The organism is Corynebacterium evansiae (assembly GCF_027570065.1).
Classification (GTDB): Bacteria; Actinomycetota; Actinomycetes; order Mycobacteriales; family Mycobacteriaceae; genus Corynebacterium; species Corynebacterium evansiae.
In genome coordinates this window covers 36,881-57,228 of sequence record NZ_JAKMUT010000007.1, presented here as the reverse complement: position 1 = coordinate 57,228, position 20,348 = coordinate 36,881, and the positions used below count along the sequence as shown (strand labels likewise).

The window sequence follows — 20,348 nt, the reverse complement described above, 5'->3', positions numbered from 1 at the left end:
CCATGCCGACCCCTGATTTCATCGTTGAACTGCGCAAGAAAATCGGCCACGACGAGCTGTGGCTGCCCGGCGTGACAGCCATTGTCATTCGGGACGTTCCAGAGGGCGCACCCATCTGGGCCGTGCCGGAGGTGCTGTTGGTGAAGCGCGCCGACGACGGTCAGTGGACCCCCGTGACGGGGATCGTGGACCCGCGGGAGGAGCCGCACCTGGCGGCCATCCGCGAGGTGCGAGAGGAAACTGGCCTGCACGTGCAGGTGGATGCGCTGCTGGGCGTGGGCCAGGTCGGCCCCGTGGAATACCCGAATGGGGATGTGACCAGCTACGTGGACACCACCGTTCGCTGCACCGTGATTCCCGACCCCGAGACCGGCGAGTTCAATGACGAGCCGGTGATCGGCGACGACGAGTCCACGCAGGTGGGCTGGTATTCGATCTCCCAGATGCCGCCGATGCAGCCGCGCTTCCGCCTGGTGATTGCCGACGCGGTGGCGCAGATGAAGCACCCGGCGGGCTTCCGCCCGCGCATGGGCTACGTGAAGCGGCTGCAGAAGCCGGAATAGTGCGGCAAGTGTGCGGCAGGCTCCGTGCCCGCGTTAGCCCGAGCTCCTACCAGGTGTGCGCGCCCGCGGTCTTCTCGCCCTCCGGGAAGCGCGCGGCATAGGTGCTGGCACGCAAGGAGCAGATCACCAGCTGCACCTGGTGGAAGATCATCAGCGGCAGGATCATCATGCCCAGGCTCGCCCCGCCGAACATCACCGCCGCCATCGGCAGCCCCGAGGCCAGGGACTTCTTGGTGCCAGCGAACTGGATGGCCACCTGGTCGGCGTAGTTGAATCCCAGTTTCCGCGAGGTCACGCTCGTCACGCCCAGCATCAGATGCACCAGCGCGATGGAGCCCAGCACCAGGCCCAGAATCGTCAGCCAGTTGACGGAACCCCACACGCCGGAGACGATGCCCTCCGAGAAGCTGACGTACACCACCAGGCCGATGGAGATCTGGTCCACCTTCTTCGTCGCCTTGGAGGCCGCGAACTTGAACACCCACCTGCGCAGCAGCTGGCCGATGGCAAACGGCAGCAGTAGCTGGACTCCGATGTTGAGGAACGTGGTGGCGTCAATATGAAAGCCTTCCGAAGAAGACATCAGCAACAGCACCAGCAGTGGTGTGAAGAGCACTCCCACAAGGCTAGACACGCTGGCCGCGACGATCGAGGCCGCGACGTGGCCACGTGCGATGCTGGTGAAGGCGACGGAGGATTGCACTGTCGATGGCACGAGGGTGCAGAAGAGAATGCCCAGGTAGAGCTCGTTTCCGACGACCGCCTTCAGCGGCATCATCGCCACGCCGATCAGCGGGAAGACCACGAAGGTAAACACCATGATCAGCAAGTGCAGCCGCCAGTGCATCAGGCCTTTTAGGGCCTCCTGCGGCGACAGGCGCGCGCCGTAGAGGAAAAACAGGAATGCGATGGCGATCTTGGTGATGGTGTTGGCGACATCCGCCGCCTCGCCGCGCACGGGCAAAATGATCGCCGCGACGACCGCGATGACGATCAGGACGATGAGGAAGTCCGGCCGGTAGTTAATGATGCGGTGCCATAGCGACTGTTTTTCTACCATGGGTCTTTATCTTATTGACGCCCTCGCCTCTGCGAACCTTGACCGTCCACAACGGGCCAGGCGCGGGTGGGGTGGGCGCCTGCGGGGGCTGGGGCGCAGAGTGGTGCGTGGACCCGCGCGCGGCGCCGGGGGTTAGACGATGGCGCGGTCGAGCTCCGCGACGGTTTGCTTCGGGATCAGCGCCGCCACGGCCGCGGCGATGCCGAGGATCACCGCTGCGACGATGAACGCGGTGATATAACCCGCGGCAGAATCCGAGCCCTGCGGGGAGCCCGCGACCTGGAAGACCGGCAGCACGGCGAAGGACACGCCCGCGCCCAGGTTGAAGGCTGCGGAGTTCATGCCGGGCAGGAAGCCCTCGTTATCCTTCGGGGAGTTCACCACGCCCAGGTTGTTGATGACGATGTTGCCGATACCCGCGTAGGTGACACCCAGCAGGATCACTGTGATGATCAGCACCGGCAGCGAGTGCACGCCGACGAACGCCAGAGCCAGCATGAGGGCCGCACTGGCGAGGTTGGCGATGATGATCAGCCGTCCGTAGCCGACCCTCGGTGCCCAGCGTCCAGCAAAGGGGCCGACGGCCCAGCCGATGAGGGCGTAGGGGGTCAGCAGCCACAGGGAGGCCTTGTCGGCCTCCAGGCCGAAGCCCGCATCCGGGTTTTGCGCCAGGGAGATAGCCAGGCCGTTGACCGCGGCGAACACGCCGGTCATGGTCAGCACCGTGGTGGCCAGCAGCGCCCAGGTGTGGCGGCGGGCCAGGTACTTCGGGGCGACCAGCGGCTGGTCGTGGCGGTTTTCGTACTTCCAGAAGGCCAGGAAGACGACCGCGCCGACGATGAACATGGCGATGACGTACAGCCAGTTCGCTGCCCCGGCCTTGCCTGCCTCGTTGACGCCCAACGTGATGCACAGCACCGATACCACCAGCAGAGCAGCGCCCGCCCAGTCCATCTTCACGTTGTCCGACGGCTTGGATTCCGGTGCGCCGAAGGCAACGACCAGGGTGGCGATGATGCCAATGATGGCGATGAGCCAGAAGACGGACCGGAAGCCCCACTGCTCGGCCATCCAGCCGGCCAGGATCACGTCGATACCGGCGACACCGCCGTTGATGGCGGCGAGCAGACCCATGAGCGTGCCCAGGCGGACCTCCTCCTTGACCTGGCTGCGCAGGATGATCAGGGTCATGGGGATCGTCGGCCCGGCGATGCCCTGCATGGCGCGGGCGACCATCAGCACGCCAATGTTCGGCGCCAGCGCGGCAATGAGACCGCCGAGGGACATCACGCCCAGCATGATGACGAGGATCTTCCGGCGGCCGACAATGTCGGACAGTCGCGGCAGGAACAGACCGCACATGGCTCCACCGGTGAAGAAGGCGGTCTGGGTAAGACCCGTGGCGGCCTCGTCGGTGTTCAGCTCGCGAGCCATGGTCGCCAACACCGGCGAGAGCATGGAGGCGTTCAGCTGAAACGCGACGGCCGCGGTGATCAGCACCGTCATCAACAGGCCGATGCCGCCGGGGCGGGAGTCGACCGGATCCGGCGAGGTTGCCGCAGCTGCGGCAGGGGCCGACGATGCGGCCGCGGGGTTCGGGTTGTTGGAGTTCATGGGCGGCTCCGATTCAACGTCAATTGAAAACCAATTGGGGTTCTAATAGTTGCAGCTAGAACTTTAAGCGATGAATGCGCGCCTGACTAGAACCGCCTAACTAGAATCCCGTACTCCCGATGCGCTGTAGCGCGTCGACCAGCAGGTTCCAGAAGCGCTCGGCGTCGACGTCCACAGCCACGCGGGTGCGTAGGGTAGCGCCCGCTGCGGTGGCGGAGGCGGGGGCGTCAATATCAGAATCATCCGCCGTGCCCAGCGCCGTCGGGTCCTGCCCGCCATCCTGGCTACCCCAGGTGCGCCGCAAGTCCACGACCGTCGCCCCGCGCGTCAGCTCGCCCTTGGTCTCCACGTCGATCGGCGCCAGGATTGTGCGCACGACCTGCGGGTCTGCCACGGCCGCGACGGCCAGCGGGTCGTGCATCGGCGGGCCGGGGTAGTGCCGCTCCTTCATGTACGCGCCGCCGAAGAACTCCACCAGTTCCGCGATGAACTTCGCCACGTCCGTGTCGACCTCCGCCAGCTGAGCCATCCGCTGCGGCGTGGCCAGCACCTTGTGCGTGACATCCAACCCGACCATCGTCACCGGCCAGCCCGCGCCGAACACGATCTTCGCGGCCTCCGGGTCGGCCAGGATGTTGAACTCGGCGCTCGGGGTCATGTTGCCAGCGTGGTGCGCACCACCCATCAGGGTGACGCCACCTACGCGCTCCACCAGCTCGGGATACATGCGGGCGAACAGGGCGATGTTGGTCAGCGCCCCCGTGGGGACGAGGGTGACGGTCCCCGGCTCGTTGTCGCGGATAATGTCCGCGATGAGGTTCACCGCGTGGCGGGGATCCAGCTCGGCCCCGGCGGCGGGCAGCTGCGGGCCGTCCAGGCCGCTATCCCCGTGGATTTCCTCCGGAATGATCTGCGGCGCCACCAGCGGGCGATCCGCCCCGGCAGCGAAGGGAATGCCAGTGATGTTGCCGACGCGCGCCAGCGCCAGGGCGTTCTTGGTGACCTTCTCCAGCGTCTGGTTGCCCGCCACCGTCGTGACCGCCAGCAGATCCAGGTTCGGGTTTCCCCAGGCCAGGAGCATGGCGATTGCGTCGTCGTGCCCCGGATCGCAGTCCAGGATGATCTTCTGAGTCATTTTATGCGTCTCCTAGTCGACGGATTTCGTTCTCGGTGGCGTAGCTGCCTGCCGCGCCGCGCTTCTGCGTGGCGAGAGCCCCGGCCGCCGCGCCCAGCGTGCACGCATCCACCAGGTTCTCCCCCTGCGCCAGCGCCGCCGCGAGCGTGCCGCAGAACGCATCGCCTGCACCAGTGGTGTCCACGACGCGCTCGACGTAGACGGCGGGGATGTGCACCGGTTCGGCGTCACCCTCCAAGATCATGGCTCCACGCTGCCCCAAGGTAACCACCACAGAGCGAGCGATGGGGCGCAGGCGCTCCAGCAGCTCCTCGATGGGCGTGCCGGGGGCGGCGTCGAGCACCGCGGCGGCCTCACCCTCGTTCAGCACCAAGGGGTCGGCCGCGGCGAGCAGGTCGGGGTCGCGCGTGGTCACGGGCGCGAGGTTCAGCACCAGCCGCGAGTCCGAATTCGCCACCAGCTTCGGCAGCTCCGCGCTGTGCTCGGGGGTCAGTTCGCCCTGCGCAAGCACGATAGGTACGGGTCCCTGGCGGCGCAATTCCTCCACGGTTTCACGTTGCTGAGCCGGGCTGACCAGCTCGTTTGCGCCCGAGGTGACGATGATGATGTTCTCGCCGCTCGGGTCGTTCATGATGAACGCCCGTCCGGTTGGCTGCCGGCTACTTACGATGTAGTCGGTGTTCACGCCGTGTTCGCGCAGCTCTGTGATTGCGAGTTCGCCCTGCGGGTCGTTGCCTACCGCAGACAAAAGCACGGTATTGACGCCCAAGTGTGCGCAGGCTGCCGCCTGATTGGCGCCCTTACCGCCCAGCCCCTCTATGCCGGGTTCTGCGATGGTCGTTTCCCCTGGTTGGGGGAAGTTCTGGACGGTGACGAAGGTGTCGACGTTGGTGGTGCCGGATACGACGACGGTGGCGTTGGAGTCTCTCATGCTTCCCCAGAATACTGGGTTGCCGGGCTGGGTGGTGTTGGGTTGGCTGGCGCGGTAGAGCTGGGGTGACGGGAGCGGTGGAGCTGGGCTAGGCCCGTGTGGGGTCTTGCGGTGGATTCTACGCTGGGTTCTGGGCCGAGTCTTGCGCCGAGGCGGCCCGCTGGGCGGCCTCCCAGTCCACGCCGCCGCCCTCGCAGGAGCCATTCAGAGAGCAGCTGCCGCACGCCTGGCCGCTTGCGCACGCCTCCGCACTCACCGTGCCAGTGCCGGCGCCGGAGCCCGCAGCCTGACCAGCGCTAATGCCAGCACTCTGATCTGCGCCAACGCCAGAGCCGTCGGAACAGCAAGCGCCAGCGGAGTCGGAAGCGCCGGGGGCCTCGCTGGAATCGTCGCAGCAGGAGTCCGAGGTGGCGTCACCGCTAGAGCAACAAGAAGAATTGGCGGCCTCGAGCTGGGCGGCACGGGCGTCCAGGCGCGCGACGGCGTGGGCGCCCAACGCGGAGCCCAGGCCGATCAAGAAAGCGGCACCGACCAGCAACAATGCAAATACCAGCCACATCCAACCGCTCACCTTCAGGGTGATCAGCGCCGCGCCAAGGAACGCCGCGCCGGCTCCCATCCAGGCAGGGCCGACGATGCGGTGCGCGGTGTTCCAGAGCTCCTCGGTCTTGCGAACCTCCGGAATGCGCAGGCCAACGACCGGATTACCCGGCAACTTCCCCACAGCCCCCAGCAGACCCGCGATGAAAAAGGCCAGGCCCACGACTACCAACACAACGGTCAACACGATCATGCGAAACAGTCTATTACTGCAGGTGGCCAACAAGCCAAACGCAATAACCTGCCCTGTCCAGACGACCTACTAGACTGTTAAAACATGACTAACGGCAGCACTGAAGACAATTCCTACCGCTACACTCCTGGCCTCGCGGCCAAGATCGAGGCCAAGTGGCAGAAGCACTGGGCCGACAACGGCACGTTTAACGCCCCGAACCCGACGGGCGACCTGGCGGAGCCGGGCGCGGAGCTGCCGGAGGACCGCAAGTTTATCCAGGACATGTTCCCCTACCCCTCCGGTGTGGGCCTGCACGTTGGCCACCCACTGGGCTATATCGGTACGGACGTGTTCGCGCGCTTCCACCGCATGAAGGGCGCAAATGTGCTGCATACGCTGGGTTATGATGCGTTCGGCCTGCCCGCCGAGCAGTACGCCGTGCAGACGGGCACCCACCCGCGCACCACCACCATGGCCAACATTGCCAACATGGAGCGCCAGCTGGGCCGCCTGGGCCTGGGTCACGACAAGCGCCGCAGCTTCGCCACCACGGATACGGACTACTACCGCTGGACGCAGTGGATTTTCCTGCAGATTTACAACTCCTGGTTCGACCCGGAGGCCAAGAACGCCAACGGCACCCTGGGCAAGGCCCGTCCGATTAAGGAGCTGGAGGAGAAGCTCGCTGCCGAGCGCTCCGACTGGGCGGACCTCAGCGCTGCCGAGAAGCAGGAGATCCTGGATAGCTACCGCCTGGTCTACCGCTCGAACTCGACGGTGAACTGGTGCCCCGGCCTGGGCACCGTGCTGGCGAACGAGGAGGTCACGGCGGAGGGCCGCTCCGAGCGCGGCAATTTCCCCGTCTTCCGCAAGAACCTGCAGCAGTGGATGATGCGCATCACCGCGTACTCCGACCGCCTGATCGACGACCTGGAGTACCTGGACTGGCCGGAGAAGGTGAAGTCCATGCAGCGCAACTGGATCGGCCGGTCCCGCGGTGCGGAGGTCACGTTCGACTGCCTGGGCCACGACATTGACGTGTTCACCACGCGCCCGGACACGCTCTTCGGCGCGACGTACATGGTGCTGGCCCCGGAGCACGAGCTGGTGGATACGCTCGTTGCGCAGTCCGGTAATTCTTCTTCGGGTAGTGACGCCTACACGGATGTCGACCCACGGTGGACCTACGGCCAGGCAAACCCGGCCGCCGCGGTGGAGGCATACCGCGCGGCAATCGCCGCCAAGTCGGACCTGGAGCGCCAGGAGAACAAGGAGAAAACGGGCGTTTTCCTGGGCGTTTATGCTACTAACCCGGTGAACGGCGCGCAGGTGCCGGTCTTCATCGCTGACTACGTGCTGACGGGCTACGGCACCGGCGCGATCATGGCTGTGCCGGCGCACGATACCCGCGACTTCGAGTTCGCCACCGAGTTCGGGCTGCCGATCGTGCCGGTGCTGGCGCCGGAGGGCGCTGAGGCTGGCGAGGCTGGCGCAGATGCTGGTGAGAAGGGGCTCGAGCTCACCGAGGCGTTCACCGAGGACGGACCGCACATCAACTCCAACAACTCCGACGGCCTGGAGCTCAATGGCCTGGGCAAGGCGGAGGCCATCGACAAGGCCATCGAATGGCTGGAATCCAAGGGCGCCGGGAGCGGCAAGATCCAGTACAAGCTGCGCGACTGGCTGTTCGCCCGCCAGCGCTACTGGGGCGAGCCCTTCCCCATCGTCTATGACGAAAACGGCATGGCTCACGGCCTTCCGGAGGACATGCTCCCCGTCGAGCTGCCCGAAGTGGAAGACTACAAGCCCGTCAGCTTCGACCCGGACGACAAGGACTCCGCCCCCCAGCCCCCGCTGGCCAAGGCCAAGGAGTGGGTCGAGGTGACCCTGGACCTCGGCGATGGGGAGAAGACCTACTACCGCGACACGAACGTCATGCCGCAGTGGGCAGGTTCCTCCTGGTACCAGCTGCGTTACATCGACCCGAACAACGACAATGCCCTGGTAGACATCGAAAACGAACGCTACTGGGTCGGTCCGCGCGAAGGCCGCCCCTCCGGCGGCGTGGACCTGTACGTCGGCGGCGTGGAGCACGCCGTGCTGCACCTGCTGTACGCCCGTTTCTGGCACAAGGTGCTGTTCGACCTGGGAGTAGTCTCCAGCTTCGAGCCCTACTACCGCCTCTACAACCAGGGCTACATCCAGGCCTACGCCTACACGGACTCCCGCGGCGTGTACGTTCCTGCGGAGGAGGTCACCGAGCGCGACGGTAAGTTCTTCTGGGTTCGCAAGGCGGATGATGCTGAGGGCGTCACAAAGGAAGAAGAAGTATTCCAGGAATACGGCAAGATGGGTAAGTCCCTCAAGAACGCCGTCTCGCCCGACGAGATCTGCGACGACTACGGTGCGGATACCCTGCGTGTTTACGAGATGGCGATGGGTCCGCTCGACACGTCGCGGCCGTGGGCTACGAAGGACGTGGTTGGCGCGCAGCGATTCCTGCAGCGTGCGTGGCGCCTCGCCGTCGACGAGAACACGGGTAAGGGCTCTGTGAGCGATGACGCCCTCACGGATGAAGACCTAAAGGCCCTGCACAGGACCATCGCGGGGGTTCACGAAAACTATGCGGAGCTGCGCGACAACACGGCCGTGGCGAAGCTGATTGAGTACGTGAACTACCTGACGAAGACCTACTCCGCTGGGGCGGCTCCGCGGGCAGCCGTGGAACCGCTGGTGCAGATGCTGTCGCCGGTGGCGCCGCACATCGCCGAGGAGATGTGGGAGATGCTGGGCCACTCCGAGGGCATCACTTATGAGCCCTTCCCCGAGTGGGACGAGAAGTGGCTGGTGGATGACACCATTGAGCTGCCCGTGCAGGTGATGGGCAAGCTGCGCGGCCGCATCAACGTGGCGGCGGATGCTTCGCGGGAGGACATTGAGGCTGCTGCGCTGGAGGAGCCGAATGTTGCTTCGCACATTGAGGGCAAGACGGTGGCGAAGATCATCGTGGTGCCGGGCAAGATGGTGAATATCGTCGCGAAGTAGCGGCCGCGCTGGGGCGCCCGCTGGGCATGGGTGCCGCGGGGGTGCCCGCTGGCGCGCCCGGGCTGGAGTTCTCCTTCTTCCGGCGCCCCGACCCTACCCTGCGGCGGCGCTGTTCTAGTGCTGTCGGGCCGCAGGTCTATTTTTCCCGGCGGCACGGTGGGGGTGCGTGCGCCTTCATTACAGTCACGGACGGAAGCTGCGGACTCTAAGGCGCAGAATAGAACTAAGGTGCGAGTTTATGCATCTGAAATGTCACAGTGACGCTTCCGAAAGGCGTGGATTGGGCTTTTGCGAGGCGTTGATGACGGGCTGGATGGCCTGCTCGAGGGGCGAATGTCCCAAATTCCACGTCTTAAAACATAACTATTCTATTCCTGCAGGTCAGAGCGTCGCTATTTTGGGCTTCAAACCCTCTACTTTCAATAACCCGACGATTTGGGACATTACCCCGCCTAAGGTCCTGTGATCGCCCTCGGAGACGTGTCAATTGGAGTGTCTCGCTGGCTGGGTCTAGCTCGGAGGGGTTGGCTGGGTCTAGCTCGGAGTGGCTAGCTCAGATGGGTTCAAAGGGGACGGTCCGCAGGGGGGGATTGTCCCAAATCTTCCACTCTGTTTCTATAAGTTTCTATTCCCGCAGGTCAGAAGGTTGTAAGATCTGCGCTTCACAGATGCTACTGGCCGAAAGTGGAAGATTTGGGACATCTCCTGAGTGCCCCGGCGCAGGTAGGCGGTGCAGGCGGGTGGAGTAAGTGGAGGTGGAGCGCGGAGACTAGCGGAGAGGGAGCGTGCTGGCGGGTGGAGTAAGTGGAGGTGGAGCGCGGAGGCTAGCGGAGTGGGAGCGCAGGGTCAGGGGAACCAGGAGAACTAGGGGAACTAGCGGTCCTAGAGGTTGTGGTCGAGGAGCAAGTACGCGCCGACCGAGGTGATCCAAGCCATGCAGAACGGCATGATGAACCAGATCACCGCTACCCATGGGCGCCAGCGCTGGTGGTTCTTCCACTTGTAGTAGGTGATGAAAGCCGAGCCGAAAAGCCCAAAGAAAGCCACGGAAGTGGGCACTATGGCGAACAGCAGCTGGAAGGTCCGGCTGCACAGCTGTGCGGAGGAGTCTGCATCGCAGTAGGGGCCGCCGATTACCTTGGAGGAAATCCAAATCAGGATCGCAGACAAAGTGGTGGCCACGATCACGCCGACGAAGAACCAAATCGCCTGGCGAGTGGACTTATTGTTGCGCTCGAGGCGGAGCAACGGGTCGGCCTCGTAGTCCAGCTCGGTGGGGGCGCTGGGGCGATCCAGCTCGGACATTTCGAGATGGGAGCCCTCGGGCGAGGAGGCGCCTGGCTGGGAGCTTGCGGGAGTGGAGCCGTCGGGAGCGGATGCGGCAGGCTGGGAGCTTGCGGGAGAGGAGCCGTCGGGAGTGGAGCCGTCGGACTGGGAGGAAGGGTCCGGGTTATCAGCAGGTGAGGGGCCGTTGTTCAAACCATCATTGCTCATAATGACCTCAAATCTACACCCGTTGGTGACTAATCAGAACCCGTGCGAGCTCACGAACCCGGGCGGCACGCTAAGGAGCGCTAGACGGTGCTCAGCAGGACCGGCACCGGGCTGTGCCGCAGAATCTGGTTCGTCGACGGGCCAATGAACACGCGGTGGAAACCACCCAGCGTGCTGGATCCCATCACCAGCAGATCGCCCTTCTTCCACTTCAGGGCGTTAATCGCGCCGGACCAGCCGTAGCCGCTGCCGACCTCCATCTGCACGGTCAGGTCGCTGTGCCTGTTCAGCGCACGGTCCCGGCCACGGTCCAGCAGCGCCAGCGCCTGCTCACGCCACTCGACCATCATGTCCGAGTTGTCGATGAACTCCGTCTCCGTCGGGTACATCGTCGCCCCGCGCGGGCTAAACGCCACCAGCCGCAGCGGAACATTCCAACGGTGCGCCAGGTCGGCGGCGCGGCGCAGGGCCTCGTGCGACTGGTCGGTGTCGATGTAACTGCAATTGACCCTGGTGACGCCACGTTTCGACAGCTTCGGCGTCCGCGGAGCCAGCAGTAGTGGTAGCGGGGCGTAGTGCAGCAGTGCGTCCGCCGTCGAGCCGATTCGGAAGCGAGAATGCGGCGCGGCGGGGTGGGAGCCCAAGATCATCATGTCGGCATTGAACTCGGCGGCGGCGTCAATAAGAGCCTTCGTTTCCGAGTGATCAACAGTGACGGTGGAGGGCTCGTCGGCGTCCAGCATCTGCTCCGGCAGCTTGGCCAGAGCGAGGGCCTTCCGCGCGGCAGAGGAGACAGCCTTGGATTCCTTGTCGAGCCACTCCGAGTAGCTGTCGAACTCCAGCTCCGGCTGCGCCGTCCACGAGCGCGAGATGACCGTGGCGGTGCGCAGGGCAATGGTTTCCGTGCGGGCGATCCAGGCGGCGACCTGCGCAGCCTCGTCACCTGCGGATTCGGGGCGCCACGTGAGGAGTAGACGGAGGGGGTCGGCGGACTTAGGGGTGTTGCTCAAGGAAGATTGCTCGCTAGCTCCAGCTTTAGTGCTGGTCGTTGTTCAGCTTTGCCTCTATGGATTCAGTGTAGCGGCGCAGAACCAGCTCGATGACAGAGGTGGCGTCTGCAACTTCCTTGAGTTCTTCCTCGCTGAGGCTGTCCAGCATGCTGGCCAGCTGCTCGGCGCGCTCTTCGCCCAGGCGCTCGAGCTCCTCGCGGCCCTTGTCGGTGAGGGCGACGCTCACGCCACGGCGGTCGGAGGTGTCGCGCACGCGGGTGACCAGTTCCATCGTCTCCAGCTGGTTGACCGCGTTGGAGGCGGTGGGCATGCGGATCGTCTCGGTCGCCGCGATCTGGCTGATGCGCATTGGGCCGTTTTCCTCGAGAATCATGAGGATCGACAGTTGCGCCATGCTGATGTGCGAGCTCTCCGTTTGGCGGAAGTACAGCAGGTACAGGCGCGTCAACGGGAGGCGCAGTTTCTTGGCAATTTCAAGAGATGTGGAAGCCATAGGTACTAAAATACAACAGTTTTGCAAGTAAATGCTCATGAGGGTTGCCTAGTACGGCAGTTTCGCCCCCTACGGATGAAAACAAGTGCCGGTGACGCCCACTGTTGCATAGGCGTGCACCGACACTCCTGCCGGAAACTCCCACCCCCCGGAAGCTCCTGGCGCCACGTGCCCAGCGCTTAAGCGCCGTTGATGAACTCTTCCAGCTGCGCGCGGGCGACGTCGTCCGGCAGCTGCGTCGGCGGGGACTTCATCAGGTAGCTGGAGGCTGCCTCAACCGGGCCGGCCACTCCCCTGTCCAGCGCGATCTTCGCGGCGCGCACTGCGTCGATGATGATGCCCGCGGAGTTCGGGGAGTCCCAGACCTCCAGCTTGTACTCCAGGTTCAGCGGCACCTCGCCGAAGGCGGAGCCCTCCAGACGGACGTATGCCCACTTGCGGTCGTCCAGCCACTCCACGTAGTCGGACGGGCCGATGTGGACGTTGCGGTCGTGGACCTTGCCGGCCAGCGGGCTTTCCTGCAGGTTGGAGGTCACGGCCTGGGTCTTGGAGATCTTCTTGGATTCCAGGCGGTCGCGGTCCAGCATGTTCTTGAAGTCCATGTTGCCGCCGACGTTCAGCTGCATGGTGCGCTCCAGGCGCACGCCGCGCTCCTCGAAGAGGCGGGCCAGCACGCGGTGGGTGATGGTCGCGCCGACCTGGGACTTGATGTCGTCGCCGACGATCGGCAGGCCGGCTGCGCGGAACTTCTCGGCCCATTCTGGGTCGGAGGCGATGAATACCGGCAGGGCGTTGACGAAGGCGCAGCCTGCGTCGATGGCGCACTGTGCGTAGAACCGGTCGGCCTCTTCGGAGCCGACGGGCAGGTAGCTGACCAGCACGTCCACGTTGGCTTCGCGCAGGGCCTGCGGCACATCGACGGGCTCTGCGTCGGATTCGGTGATGCTCTCCTGGTAGTGGCGGCCCAGGCCGTCGAAGGTGTGGCCGCGCTGCACGGTCACGCCGGTGTGCGGCACGTCGGCGATCTTGATGGTGCAGTTCATGCCCGCATCGATGGCTTCGGAGACGTCCTTGCCTACCTTGTCGGCGTCCACGTCGAAGGCGGCGGTCACGTGCACGTCGCCGACCGAGTAGGGGCCGAACTGGGTGTGCATGAGGCCGGGGACGTTCTCGGTCGCGGCGGCGTCGGAATACAGGTGAATTCCCTGGATCAGTGAGGTCGCGCAGTTGCCGAGCCCCACGATTGCGATGTTGCAAGTCTTAGATGTCATGCGGTTAACGCTAGGTCTTGGCTTGGTGAAAACCGCTCTTCGTTGGCAGGTTTACCGATCAAGCCGGGTTGGTTTATCGATCAAGCTCGCGCACGGTGGGGGTTGTCCGGGCCGTGTTTAGAATGTGGGTGTGTCGATTTCGCGAAGGGTTATTGATAGGTCACTCGATCGCCGTCGCACTCTGTCTCAGGTGCGTGGGGTCGGGCGCTTTGTTGGTGACGCCACCCCGCGGCTCCTTTCGTCCGCGGAGGTTCTAGGTCAGGCAGTCGACCGTCCGTGTCCGGTGTGCGGAAGGCATGATTTAAGGGAAACGCAGTGGATTCACGGCGACGTATTAGGTGAAAAGTCGGGTACAGCGCGTAGTGTAAGAGAGATCAATGGTGTTATTGATGCGCTAGTGAATGCGCAGCAGGATGCTGAGTTCTCGATACACACCGTTGAAGTGTGCATGAAGTGTAGATGGAATCACTTGATCCGAGAAGAGCTGATCGGAATCACGATCGACAATCAGGAGACTCGTCTAGTTGAGTAGCGACAAGCCGTCCAAGAACCCGTTCTCCCGCGGTGGTGCCGGAAATTCCGGTACCGGCCGTGGCGGACAGCGGAAGCCGGGGCAACCGGGTAGGCCTGGCCAAGGTCAGGGTGCTCAGTCTGGCAAGCGTCGGGCTAAAAACGGCAAGCCTGCGCAGGGGCGCCCAGCACCGGGCCAGTCGGGTAAGCCTAGCCAGCCGGGCAAGCGCCGGGCTGCAAACGGCAAACCTGCGCAGGGTCAGGGTGCTCAGCCAGGTAAGCGCCGCAGTGCCCAGGGACGTCCTGCACAGGGTCGTCCTGCACAGGGTCAGGCTGCCCAGGGGCGCGCAGTGAAGGGTCGTCCGGCTAAGGGGCGCCCGGCGCATGGCAAGCCCGCACAGGGCAAGCCAGCGCAGGGTCGCGGCACCAAGCCGGTGAAGTCCGGAGGTTCCCGCCGGGCAGGAGCCGCAGCGGGAGCTGGGGCTGGTGCTGCGGGGGCGGCGGCGTCACAAAGAAAGAGGCCGCAGAACAACGGCCCCAGCAAGAATGGGCCCAATAAGAATGGACCACAGACTCGCGTGAAAAAGAATGGATCCCGCTCCGTGGGCGATGGAAAGCTGAAGGCAAGGACGCGCAAGAAGCGCAGCTGGCGCGATAAGCGCACCCTGCGAAACTTCTTCGCGGGGCTGGCGGCCGTCATGGCGGTGCTGATCATTGTGCCGCTGGTGGCGTTCTTTACGGCGTATTCGGTGACGAAGGTGCCGGAGCCGGAAGAGCTGGTGAACAATCAGATCTCCTACATTATGGCCAGCGATAACGACACCGAGCTGGCGCGCATCGTGCCGCCGGAAGGCAACCGCCAGAACGTCAAGATTGACGAGGTGCCGATGCCGGTCCGCCAGGCCGTGCTGGCTGCTGAGGACCGCGAGTTCTACAGTAACCCCGGCTTCTCCGTCTCCGGCTTCGCCCGCGCGGCGGTCGGCCAGGTGCTGGGCCGCGAGGGTGCCGGTGGTGGCTCGACCATTACCCAGCAGTACGTGAAGAACGCGCTGGTCGGCGACGAGTTTAGCCTGAGCCGTAAGGCCAAGGAGCTGGTTATCTCCGCGAAGATGGCCCGCGAATGGTCGAAGGACGAGATCCTCGAGGCCTACCTGAACACCATTTACTTCGGCCGCAATGCCTACGGCATCAGCGCGGGCTCTCACGCCTACTTCGACAAGGACGTCAAGGACCTCACCCCGGAGGAAGGCGCGGTGCTGGCCGCGACCATCCAGGCGCCCTCTGGCCTGGATCCGTGGACCAACCGCGAGCGTGCAGAAGCACGCTGGAACTATGTACTGGACGGCATGGTCAGCATCGACGCGATGAAGGAATCGGACCGGCGGAACGCCGCGTACCCGGACGTGAAGGACCCGGCGGAAACCGCGGAGAGCACCCAGGCCGTGGGAACCAACGGTTTGATCAAGACCAAGGTGATCGAGGAGCTTGAGCGCGCGGGCATCACCGAGGAACAGGTGAACACGGGTGGCCTGAAGATCACCACCACCATCGACGCAAAGATGCAGGCCGACGCGGTGGATGAGGTCCACAAGAAGCTCGAAGGCCAGCAGGAAGGCCTGCGTACGGCCGTGGTCTCGGTGGATCCGAAGACCGGTGGCGTGCGCTCCTGGTACGGCGGCGATAACCCAGTGGGCTTCGACTTCGCCGGAGGAGGCCTGCAGACCGGTTCTACGTTCAAGATTTTTGCGCTGGCCGCATACCTTGACCAGGGCGGCAGCATTTACGACCAGTTCGACTCCTCCCCCGTCATGACCGGTGACGCGCAGGTGAATAACGTCGGCGGCGCCAGCTGTGGCACATGTAGCATCGCCGAAGCGCTGAAGCAGTCGCTGAACACCAGCTTCATCCGCCTGACCCAGTCGTTGAAGGGCGGCCCGCAGGACGTCGCTGACATGGCGCACCGCCTGGGAGTGGCCGAGGAACTGCCGGGCGTGGGCAAGACGCTGCAGGAGGCAAACGGCAAGCCGGCAGAGGGCATCACTCTGGGTATGTACCAGTCCAGCCCGCTGGATATGGCTACCGCGCTGGCCACCCTGACCAACGGTGGCGTCTACCACCGCCCGCACTTCGTGCAGAAGGTGGAGAACTCCAACGGCGACGTGCTGCTGGATAACACCAACGACGACGGTGACCGCGTGGTTTCCGAGGAAGTCGCCAACGGCGTGATCCAGGCAATGCAGCCCATCGCGGCCTACTCCAATGGCAACACGCTGGCCGGTGGCCGTCCGTCGGCTTCAAAGACCGGTACGGCGCAGCTGGGTGATACTGGCGAAAATAAGGACGCCTGGATGATTGGCTCCACCCCGCAGCTGTCCACCGCAGTGTGGGTTGGTACCGCCGAGGGCAAACCGATTCATAACAGCTACGGCGGCATCATGTACGGCTCCGGCCTGCCCGCCCAGATCTGGAAGGGCGTGCTGGATCGTCAGCTGGAAGGCAAGGAGGTCGAGCAGTTCGGTACCGGCCCAGCGGCTTCCGGCGGCGGTGGCTACGTCGGCGGCGAAGCTGCCCAGGGAAGCGACGAGGGTGCGCAGGAGCAGCCGGCGGAGCCGGAGTCTCCGGAACCGGCTTCACCGCCGGCGCCCGCGCCGCAGCCCGAGCCGCAGCGCCCGGCTCCGGGAGGTGGCAACCCGCCGCAGAACAATGACCTACAAGACCTAATCGATGGAATCCTCAACCCATAGGAAACCGACCGCCGGGAGTCCGGCCACGGGTTCGGCCACGAGCCGGGGCGCGGGCCAGCGCGTGCTGCCCTCCCGCACAGAGCCGATGGCCCGCGGATTCATCCGCTTCATCGGCGGCCCACCCGGCGCCCACGCCCTTATCGGCCGGGCGAACTGGTGGACTCCCTTGCGCGTCCTGCTCGCCACCGCCGCCACCTTCCTAGTATTCGGTTGGCTGCAGAAGGCACAGTGCATCCGCACCGGGTTCGACGGCGATGGCAACCCCTTTGTGGACTGGTCCGGGAAGCGCCAGTTCACCTCCGCCTGCTACTCCGACACGGTTTCCCTGTATGCGGGCCGCGGGCTGGATAACCTCGACTTCCCCTACTTCACCTCCTTCGTCGACGATGGCGTCACGCGGTACATGGAATACCCCGTGCTCACGGGCCTGTACCAATGGCTGATGGCCGCAATCGCGCGCCCGGTGGAGGCCGTGTGGAACTTCCTCCCCCTGCCGCAGGCAGCGCCCGCGGCGATCTACTTCGGAGTCAACGCATTCTTCCTGGCCCTGTTCTGGCTGATCGCCACCGGCCTGATGACGAAACTCACCGGCAACCGAGTGTGGGACACGCTGCTGATGGCGGCCTCTCCCCTAGTCATCGTCCACGCCTTCACCAACTTCGACCTGCTGACCTGCGCGGCGGCCGTCGCCATCTTCCTCTTCTGGGCCAACCGGCGCCCCGGCTGGGCTGGCGTGGCCACGGGCGTGGGCGTGGCGCTGAAGCTATGGCCCGCGTTCATCGGCGGTGCACTGATCCTGCTGTGCCTGCGCCAGCGCGCCTGGGTTCCGCTGGCGAAGCTGGTCGGCTGGACTTTCGCCAGCTGGCTGATCATCAACCTGCCGATCATGGTTTTCGCGCCGGAGGGCTGGTCGCAGTTCTTCAAGCTGAACTCCGAACGCGGTTGGGAAGGCTCGACCATCTATGCCGTCATCGCTCACCTCTTGGGTAATGACGCCTGGAACGGCGTGTCTCCCACAAGGTCTGTCGAAGGCGCTGAAACTCTCAACCTGCTGACAGGCGTACTGCTGCTGGTCGCACTTCTGGCTCTGGCCTGGCTGGTCATCTTCGCAGCGCCGCGCACTCCGCGGGTCGGCCAGGTGGCGTTCCTGGCCACGCTGGCCTTCATGATCACCAACAAGGTGTGGAGCCCGCAGTACTCCATCTGGCTGGTGCCGCTGCTGGTGCTGGCTCTCCCCCGCTGGCGATTGGTCTTTGGCTGGGCGGCATTGGAGACTGTGTATTGGTACCTGCGCATGTGGCAGTTCCTGCCTGCGAACCAGGCGGCACCGAACTGGCTGGTCGATACCGTGACCATCGTCCGGCTCGGGTTGCTGGTGTTCATGGCGGTGCTGGTCATCCGGCAGATCATGGGCCGCAGCCCGGACCCGATCCGCGAGGCCCACGGAGGGCGCGACCCGTTGGCCGGAGTTCTGGCCGAGGAACCGCCTGAGGTGCAGGACGGCGCGCCAACCAACCAGACCGCGCGCGAGAGCGGGAATGGTTCCGGCGGAGAAGTGGGCGTCAATAAGAAAGGCGCCGAAAAGAAAGAGAGCAACGATGGATAACACGACCATAATCATCACCATGGCCAGTGTGCTGGTGGGGTTCCTGTGCGTGGGCGGCAGTTTTGCGAGTTTCATGTACGGCAAGTCGAAGAAGCAGGTGTGGACGCTTTTCAGCTTCGCCGTCTTGTTCCTGACGATCGTGCCGGTGGGGCTGGCAGTATTCGTAGCGGCGTAGGGGCGCGCAGCGCGGGAGCGGGGCTCGGCTTGGGGCGCGAGGGGGCATTTCTTAAAACGCGGGGGCACCAGGTAGGCTGAGAGAGTTGCTGACGCAACGACCCTCCTGCCATGCCCAAAAGGGGTATGGCCGAAACACAAGACCATAGGAGGTGATGAGGTCCGTGCGTCAATACGAGATGATGATCATCATCGACCCTTCCCAGGATGAACGCACCGTTGCCCCGTCGCTGGACAAGTACTTGGAAATTGTCCGCAAGGAAAACGGTTCCGTGGAAAAGGTTGATATCTGGGGCAAGCGTCGCCTCGAGTACCCGATCAACAAGAAGGACGAGGGCATCTACGTTGTTCTCGACCTGAAGTGTGAGTCGGCTACCGTGCTGGAAATTGACCGCCTGCTCAACATCAACGACCAGATCCTGCGCACCAAGGTGCTGCGGAAGGACCAGTAGCTTTCACAGCTGCAGGCTCCGAACGGACTGTACAGGCGCCTTTAAACCACTAACCTAAGCACTGTAACCACTAGGGCTTCTTTTTACGGACGCCCACACGTCACCACACAACGTTAGGAAAGAAACATGGCACAGGGAGATACCCAAATCACCGTGGTCGGCAACATCGTTGCGGATCCGGAACTGCGCTACACCCCCAACGGGGCCGCAGTGGCTAACTTCCGCGTGGCCTCCACGCCCCGTCGCTACGACCAGCAGGCTGGTCAGTTCGTCGACGGTGAGCCACTGTTCTTGACCTGCAATGTGTGGCGCCAACCTGCAGAGAACGTGGCAAACAGCCTGAACAAGGGTGACCGCGTGATCGTTACCGGCCGACTGCGCCAGCGCTCCTACGAGGACCGCAACGGCGAGCGCCGCACTGTCTTCGAGATTGAAGTGGAAGAGGTCGGCCCTTCGCTGCGCTTCGCTACCGCGGATATCAACAAGTCATTCCGTGGCGGCGGTCAGGGCGGAAACGCCGGTGGTGGAAACGGCGGAGGCTTCGGCGGTAATGCCGGCGGCTTCGGTGGCCAGGGTGGTCAAGGTGGCCAAGGTAATGGTGGCGGCCAGGGTGGCTTCGGCGGAAACGCCGGCAACCAGGGCGGCCAGGGTAATCCGGGACAGAACAACCAGGGCTTCGGTGGCCACAATGCGGCCATGGATGATGACCCGTGGAACTCTGCCCCACAGTCCGGTTTTGGTGATGGCGACGACGAGCCGCCATTCTGATCGGCTAGCTTAAAAGCTGCTGGTCAGCGTTAAATTTTTTGAACATAATTGGTCAAACCAAAGCACAACGAAAGGCTGGATCATGAAGCTGATCCTCACCACCAACGTTGACAAGCTCGGTGTCCCCGGCGACATCGTAGAGGTCAAGGCTGGTTACGGACGTAACTACCTGCTTCCGCGCGGCTACGCAATTGTTGCTACCCGCGGCGCTGAGAAGCAGATCGAAGGAATTAAGCGCGCACAGGAAGCACGACAGATCCGCGACCTGGATCACGCACGCGAGGTTAAGGAAGAGCTGGAGAACCTGAGTGGCGTGACCGTGGCGGTCCGCACCGCAGAGTCCGGCAAGATCTTCGGCTCCGTCACTGCAGATCACATTGTTGATGCAGTGAAGAAGGCCAACGGTCGTTCCCTGGATAAGCACACCATCAAGCTGCGCAAGGGCGATGTTAAGGCAACCGGCGTTTACTCTGTGGACGTTCAGCTGCACAACGACATCGTTGCATCCCTGAGCTTCGAGGTCGTTTCCGCGTAACTTCGCCCGGCTTGGCTCGGCATTTCAGCTGGCCCTGGTCGGCTGATACTTCGGTCGGCGGGCTTGGCTCGGCTGATATTTCAGCTGGTCTGAAGTTACCGGGAGCTTCTGCGCCCTGTGCCTAGACACCACAGGTCGCGTGATTCGTGCTTAGACACCACGGATCAA

18 protein-coding genes are annotated in these 20,348 nt (G+C 64.0%); 9 read left to right on the top strand and 9 right to left on the bottom strand.

Features of this window, described 5'->3' with window-relative positions; all coding sequences use genetic code 11:
* Nucleotides 1-2: 2 nt before the first annotated feature.
* Nucleotides 3-563, top strand: coding sequence for an NUDIX hydrolase (locus L8V00_RS08185; protein ID WP_011274335.1), 561 nt, complete (start codon nt 3-5; stop codon nt 561-563).
* A gap of 46 nt (nt 564-609) precedes the next feature.
* Here the strand turns inward: L8V00_RS08185 and L8V00_RS08180 are convergent, their stop codons facing one another.
* The 5 genes from L8V00_RS08180 to L8V00_RS08160 all read right to left on the bottom strand — a co-directional run bounded on the left by L8V00_RS08180 (nt 610) and on the right by L8V00_RS08160 (nt 6,096).
* Entirely contained in the window at nt 610-1,623 is a 1,014-nt protein-coding gene (locus L8V00_RS08180) for a bile acid:sodium symporter family protein (RefSeq protein WP_269944726.1), read from the bottom strand.
* A gap of 132 nt (nt 1,624-1,755) precedes the next feature.
* Nucleotides 1,756-3,237 (bottom strand): MFS transporter, encoded by a 1,482-nt coding sequence (locus tag L8V00_RS08175; protein ID WP_420840056.1) that lies wholly within the window; start codon nt 3,235-3,237, stop codon nt 1,756-1,758.
* A 100-nt stretch (nt 3,238-3,337) separates the two neighbouring features.
* Nucleotides 3,338-4,372 (bottom strand): nucleoside hydrolase, encoded by a 1,035-nt coding sequence (locus L8V00_RS08170; protein ID WP_269944725.1) that lies wholly within the window; start codon nt 4,370-4,372, stop codon nt 3,338-3,340.
* Between the two features lies 1 nt (nt 4,373).
* Entirely contained in the window at nt 4,374-5,303 is a 930-nt protein-coding gene (locus L8V00_RS08165; RefSeq protein WP_269944724.1) for a ribokinase, read from the bottom strand.
* A gap of 118 nt (nt 5,304-5,421) precedes the next feature.
* A complete protein-coding gene (locus L8V00_RS08160) occupies nt 5,422-6,096 on the bottom strand; it encodes an SdpI family protein (protein ID WP_269944723.1) in 675 nt (224 codons plus the stop codon).
* A gap of 84 nt (nt 6,097-6,180) precedes the next feature.
* On the opposite strand from L8V00_RS08160, the gene L8V00_RS08155 reads away from it, so the two are divergent.
* Nucleotides 6,181-9,123 carry a leucine--tRNA ligase gene (locus L8V00_RS08155; protein ID WP_269944722.1) on the top strand — a complete coding sequence of 981 codons (2,943 nt, stop codon included), beginning with the start codon at nt 6,181-6,183 and terminating at the stop codon, nt 9,121-9,123.
* Between the two features lie 882 nt (nt 9,124-10,005).
* Here the strand turns inward: L8V00_RS08155 and L8V00_RS08150 are convergent.
* From L8V00_RS08150 to L8V00_RS08135, 4 genes are all read right to left on the bottom strand, one after another.
* Complete coding sequence (locus L8V00_RS08150; RefSeq protein WP_241476875.1) at nt 10,006-10,617, bottom strand: hypothetical protein; 612 nt, start codon at nt 10,615-10,617, stop codon at nt 10,006-10,008.
* A gap of 80 nt (nt 10,618-10,697) precedes the next feature.
* Complete coding sequence (locus L8V00_RS08145; protein ID WP_034985169.1) at nt 10,698-11,627, bottom strand: universal stress protein; 930 nt, start codon at nt 11,625-11,627, stop codon at nt 10,698-10,700.
* A gap of 25 nt (nt 11,628-11,652) precedes the next feature.
* Nucleotides 11,653-12,120, bottom strand: a complete 468-nt coding sequence (locus tag L8V00_RS08140; protein ID WP_034985170.1) for a MarR family winged helix-turn-helix transcriptional regulator — start codon at nt 12,118-12,120, stop codon at nt 11,653-11,655.
* Nucleotides 12,121-12,299: 179 nt separating this feature from the next.
* Nucleotides 12,300-13,391: an inositol-3-phosphate synthase gene (locus tag L8V00_RS08135; protein ID WP_269944721.1), complete on the bottom strand. Its 1,092-nt coding sequence runs from the start codon at nt 13,389-13,391 to the stop codon at nt 12,300-12,302.
* 124 nt (nt 13,392-13,515) lie between these two features.
* On the opposite strand from L8V00_RS08135, the gene L8V00_RS08130 reads away from it, so the two are divergent.
* The 7 genes from L8V00_RS08130 (at nt 13,516) to rplI (ending at nt 20,180) form a co-directional block, all read left to right on the top strand.
* Entirely contained in the window at nt 13,516-13,923 is a 408-nt protein-coding gene (locus L8V00_RS08130; protein ID WP_049050566.1) for a DUF5318 family protein, read from the top strand.
* The gene (locus L8V00_RS08125) at nt 13,916-16,645 is read left to right on the top strand and encodes a transglycosylase domain-containing protein (protein WP_420840055.1); all 2,730 of its coding nucleotides are present in this window, start codon (nt 13,916-13,918) and stop codon (nt 16,643-16,645) included. The genes L8V00_RS08130 and L8V00_RS08125 overlap by 8 nt, the downstream gene beginning before the upstream one ends.
* On the top strand, nt 16,626-18,251 hold the full coding sequence (locus L8V00_RS08120; protein WP_034985174.1) for a glycosyltransferase family 87 protein: 1,626 nt from the start codon (nt 16,626-16,628) through the stop codon (nt 18,249-18,251). Before L8V00_RS08125 ends, L8V00_RS08120 begins: the two co-directional genes overlap by 20 nt.
* Nucleotides 18,244-18,426: a hypothetical protein gene (locus L8V00_RS08115; protein WP_034985176.1), complete on the top strand. Its 183-nt coding sequence runs from the start codon at nt 18,244-18,246 to the stop codon at nt 18,424-18,426. Before L8V00_RS08120 ends, L8V00_RS08115 begins: the two co-directional genes overlap by 8 nt.
* A gap of 163 nt (nt 18,427-18,589) precedes the next feature.
* Nucleotides 18,590-18,877, top strand: coding sequence for a 30S ribosomal protein S6 (rpsF, locus tag L8V00_RS08110; RefSeq protein ID WP_035003609.1), 288 nt, complete (start codon nt 18,590-18,592; stop codon nt 18,875-18,877).
* Between the two features lie 126 nt (nt 18,878-19,003).
* The gene (locus L8V00_RS08105) at nt 19,004-19,645 is read left to right on the top strand and encodes a single-stranded DNA-binding protein (protein WP_269944720.1); all 642 of its coding nucleotides are present in this window, start codon (nt 19,004-19,006) and stop codon (nt 19,643-19,645) included.
* Between the two features lie 82 nt (nt 19,646-19,727).
* The gene (gene rplI / locus L8V00_RS08100) at nt 19,728-20,180 is read left to right on the top strand and encodes a 50S ribosomal protein L9 (RefSeq protein WP_049050570.1); all 453 of its coding nucleotides are present in this window, start codon (nt 19,728-19,730) and stop codon (nt 20,178-20,180) included.
* Nucleotides 20,181-20,348: the final 168 nt, after the last annotated feature.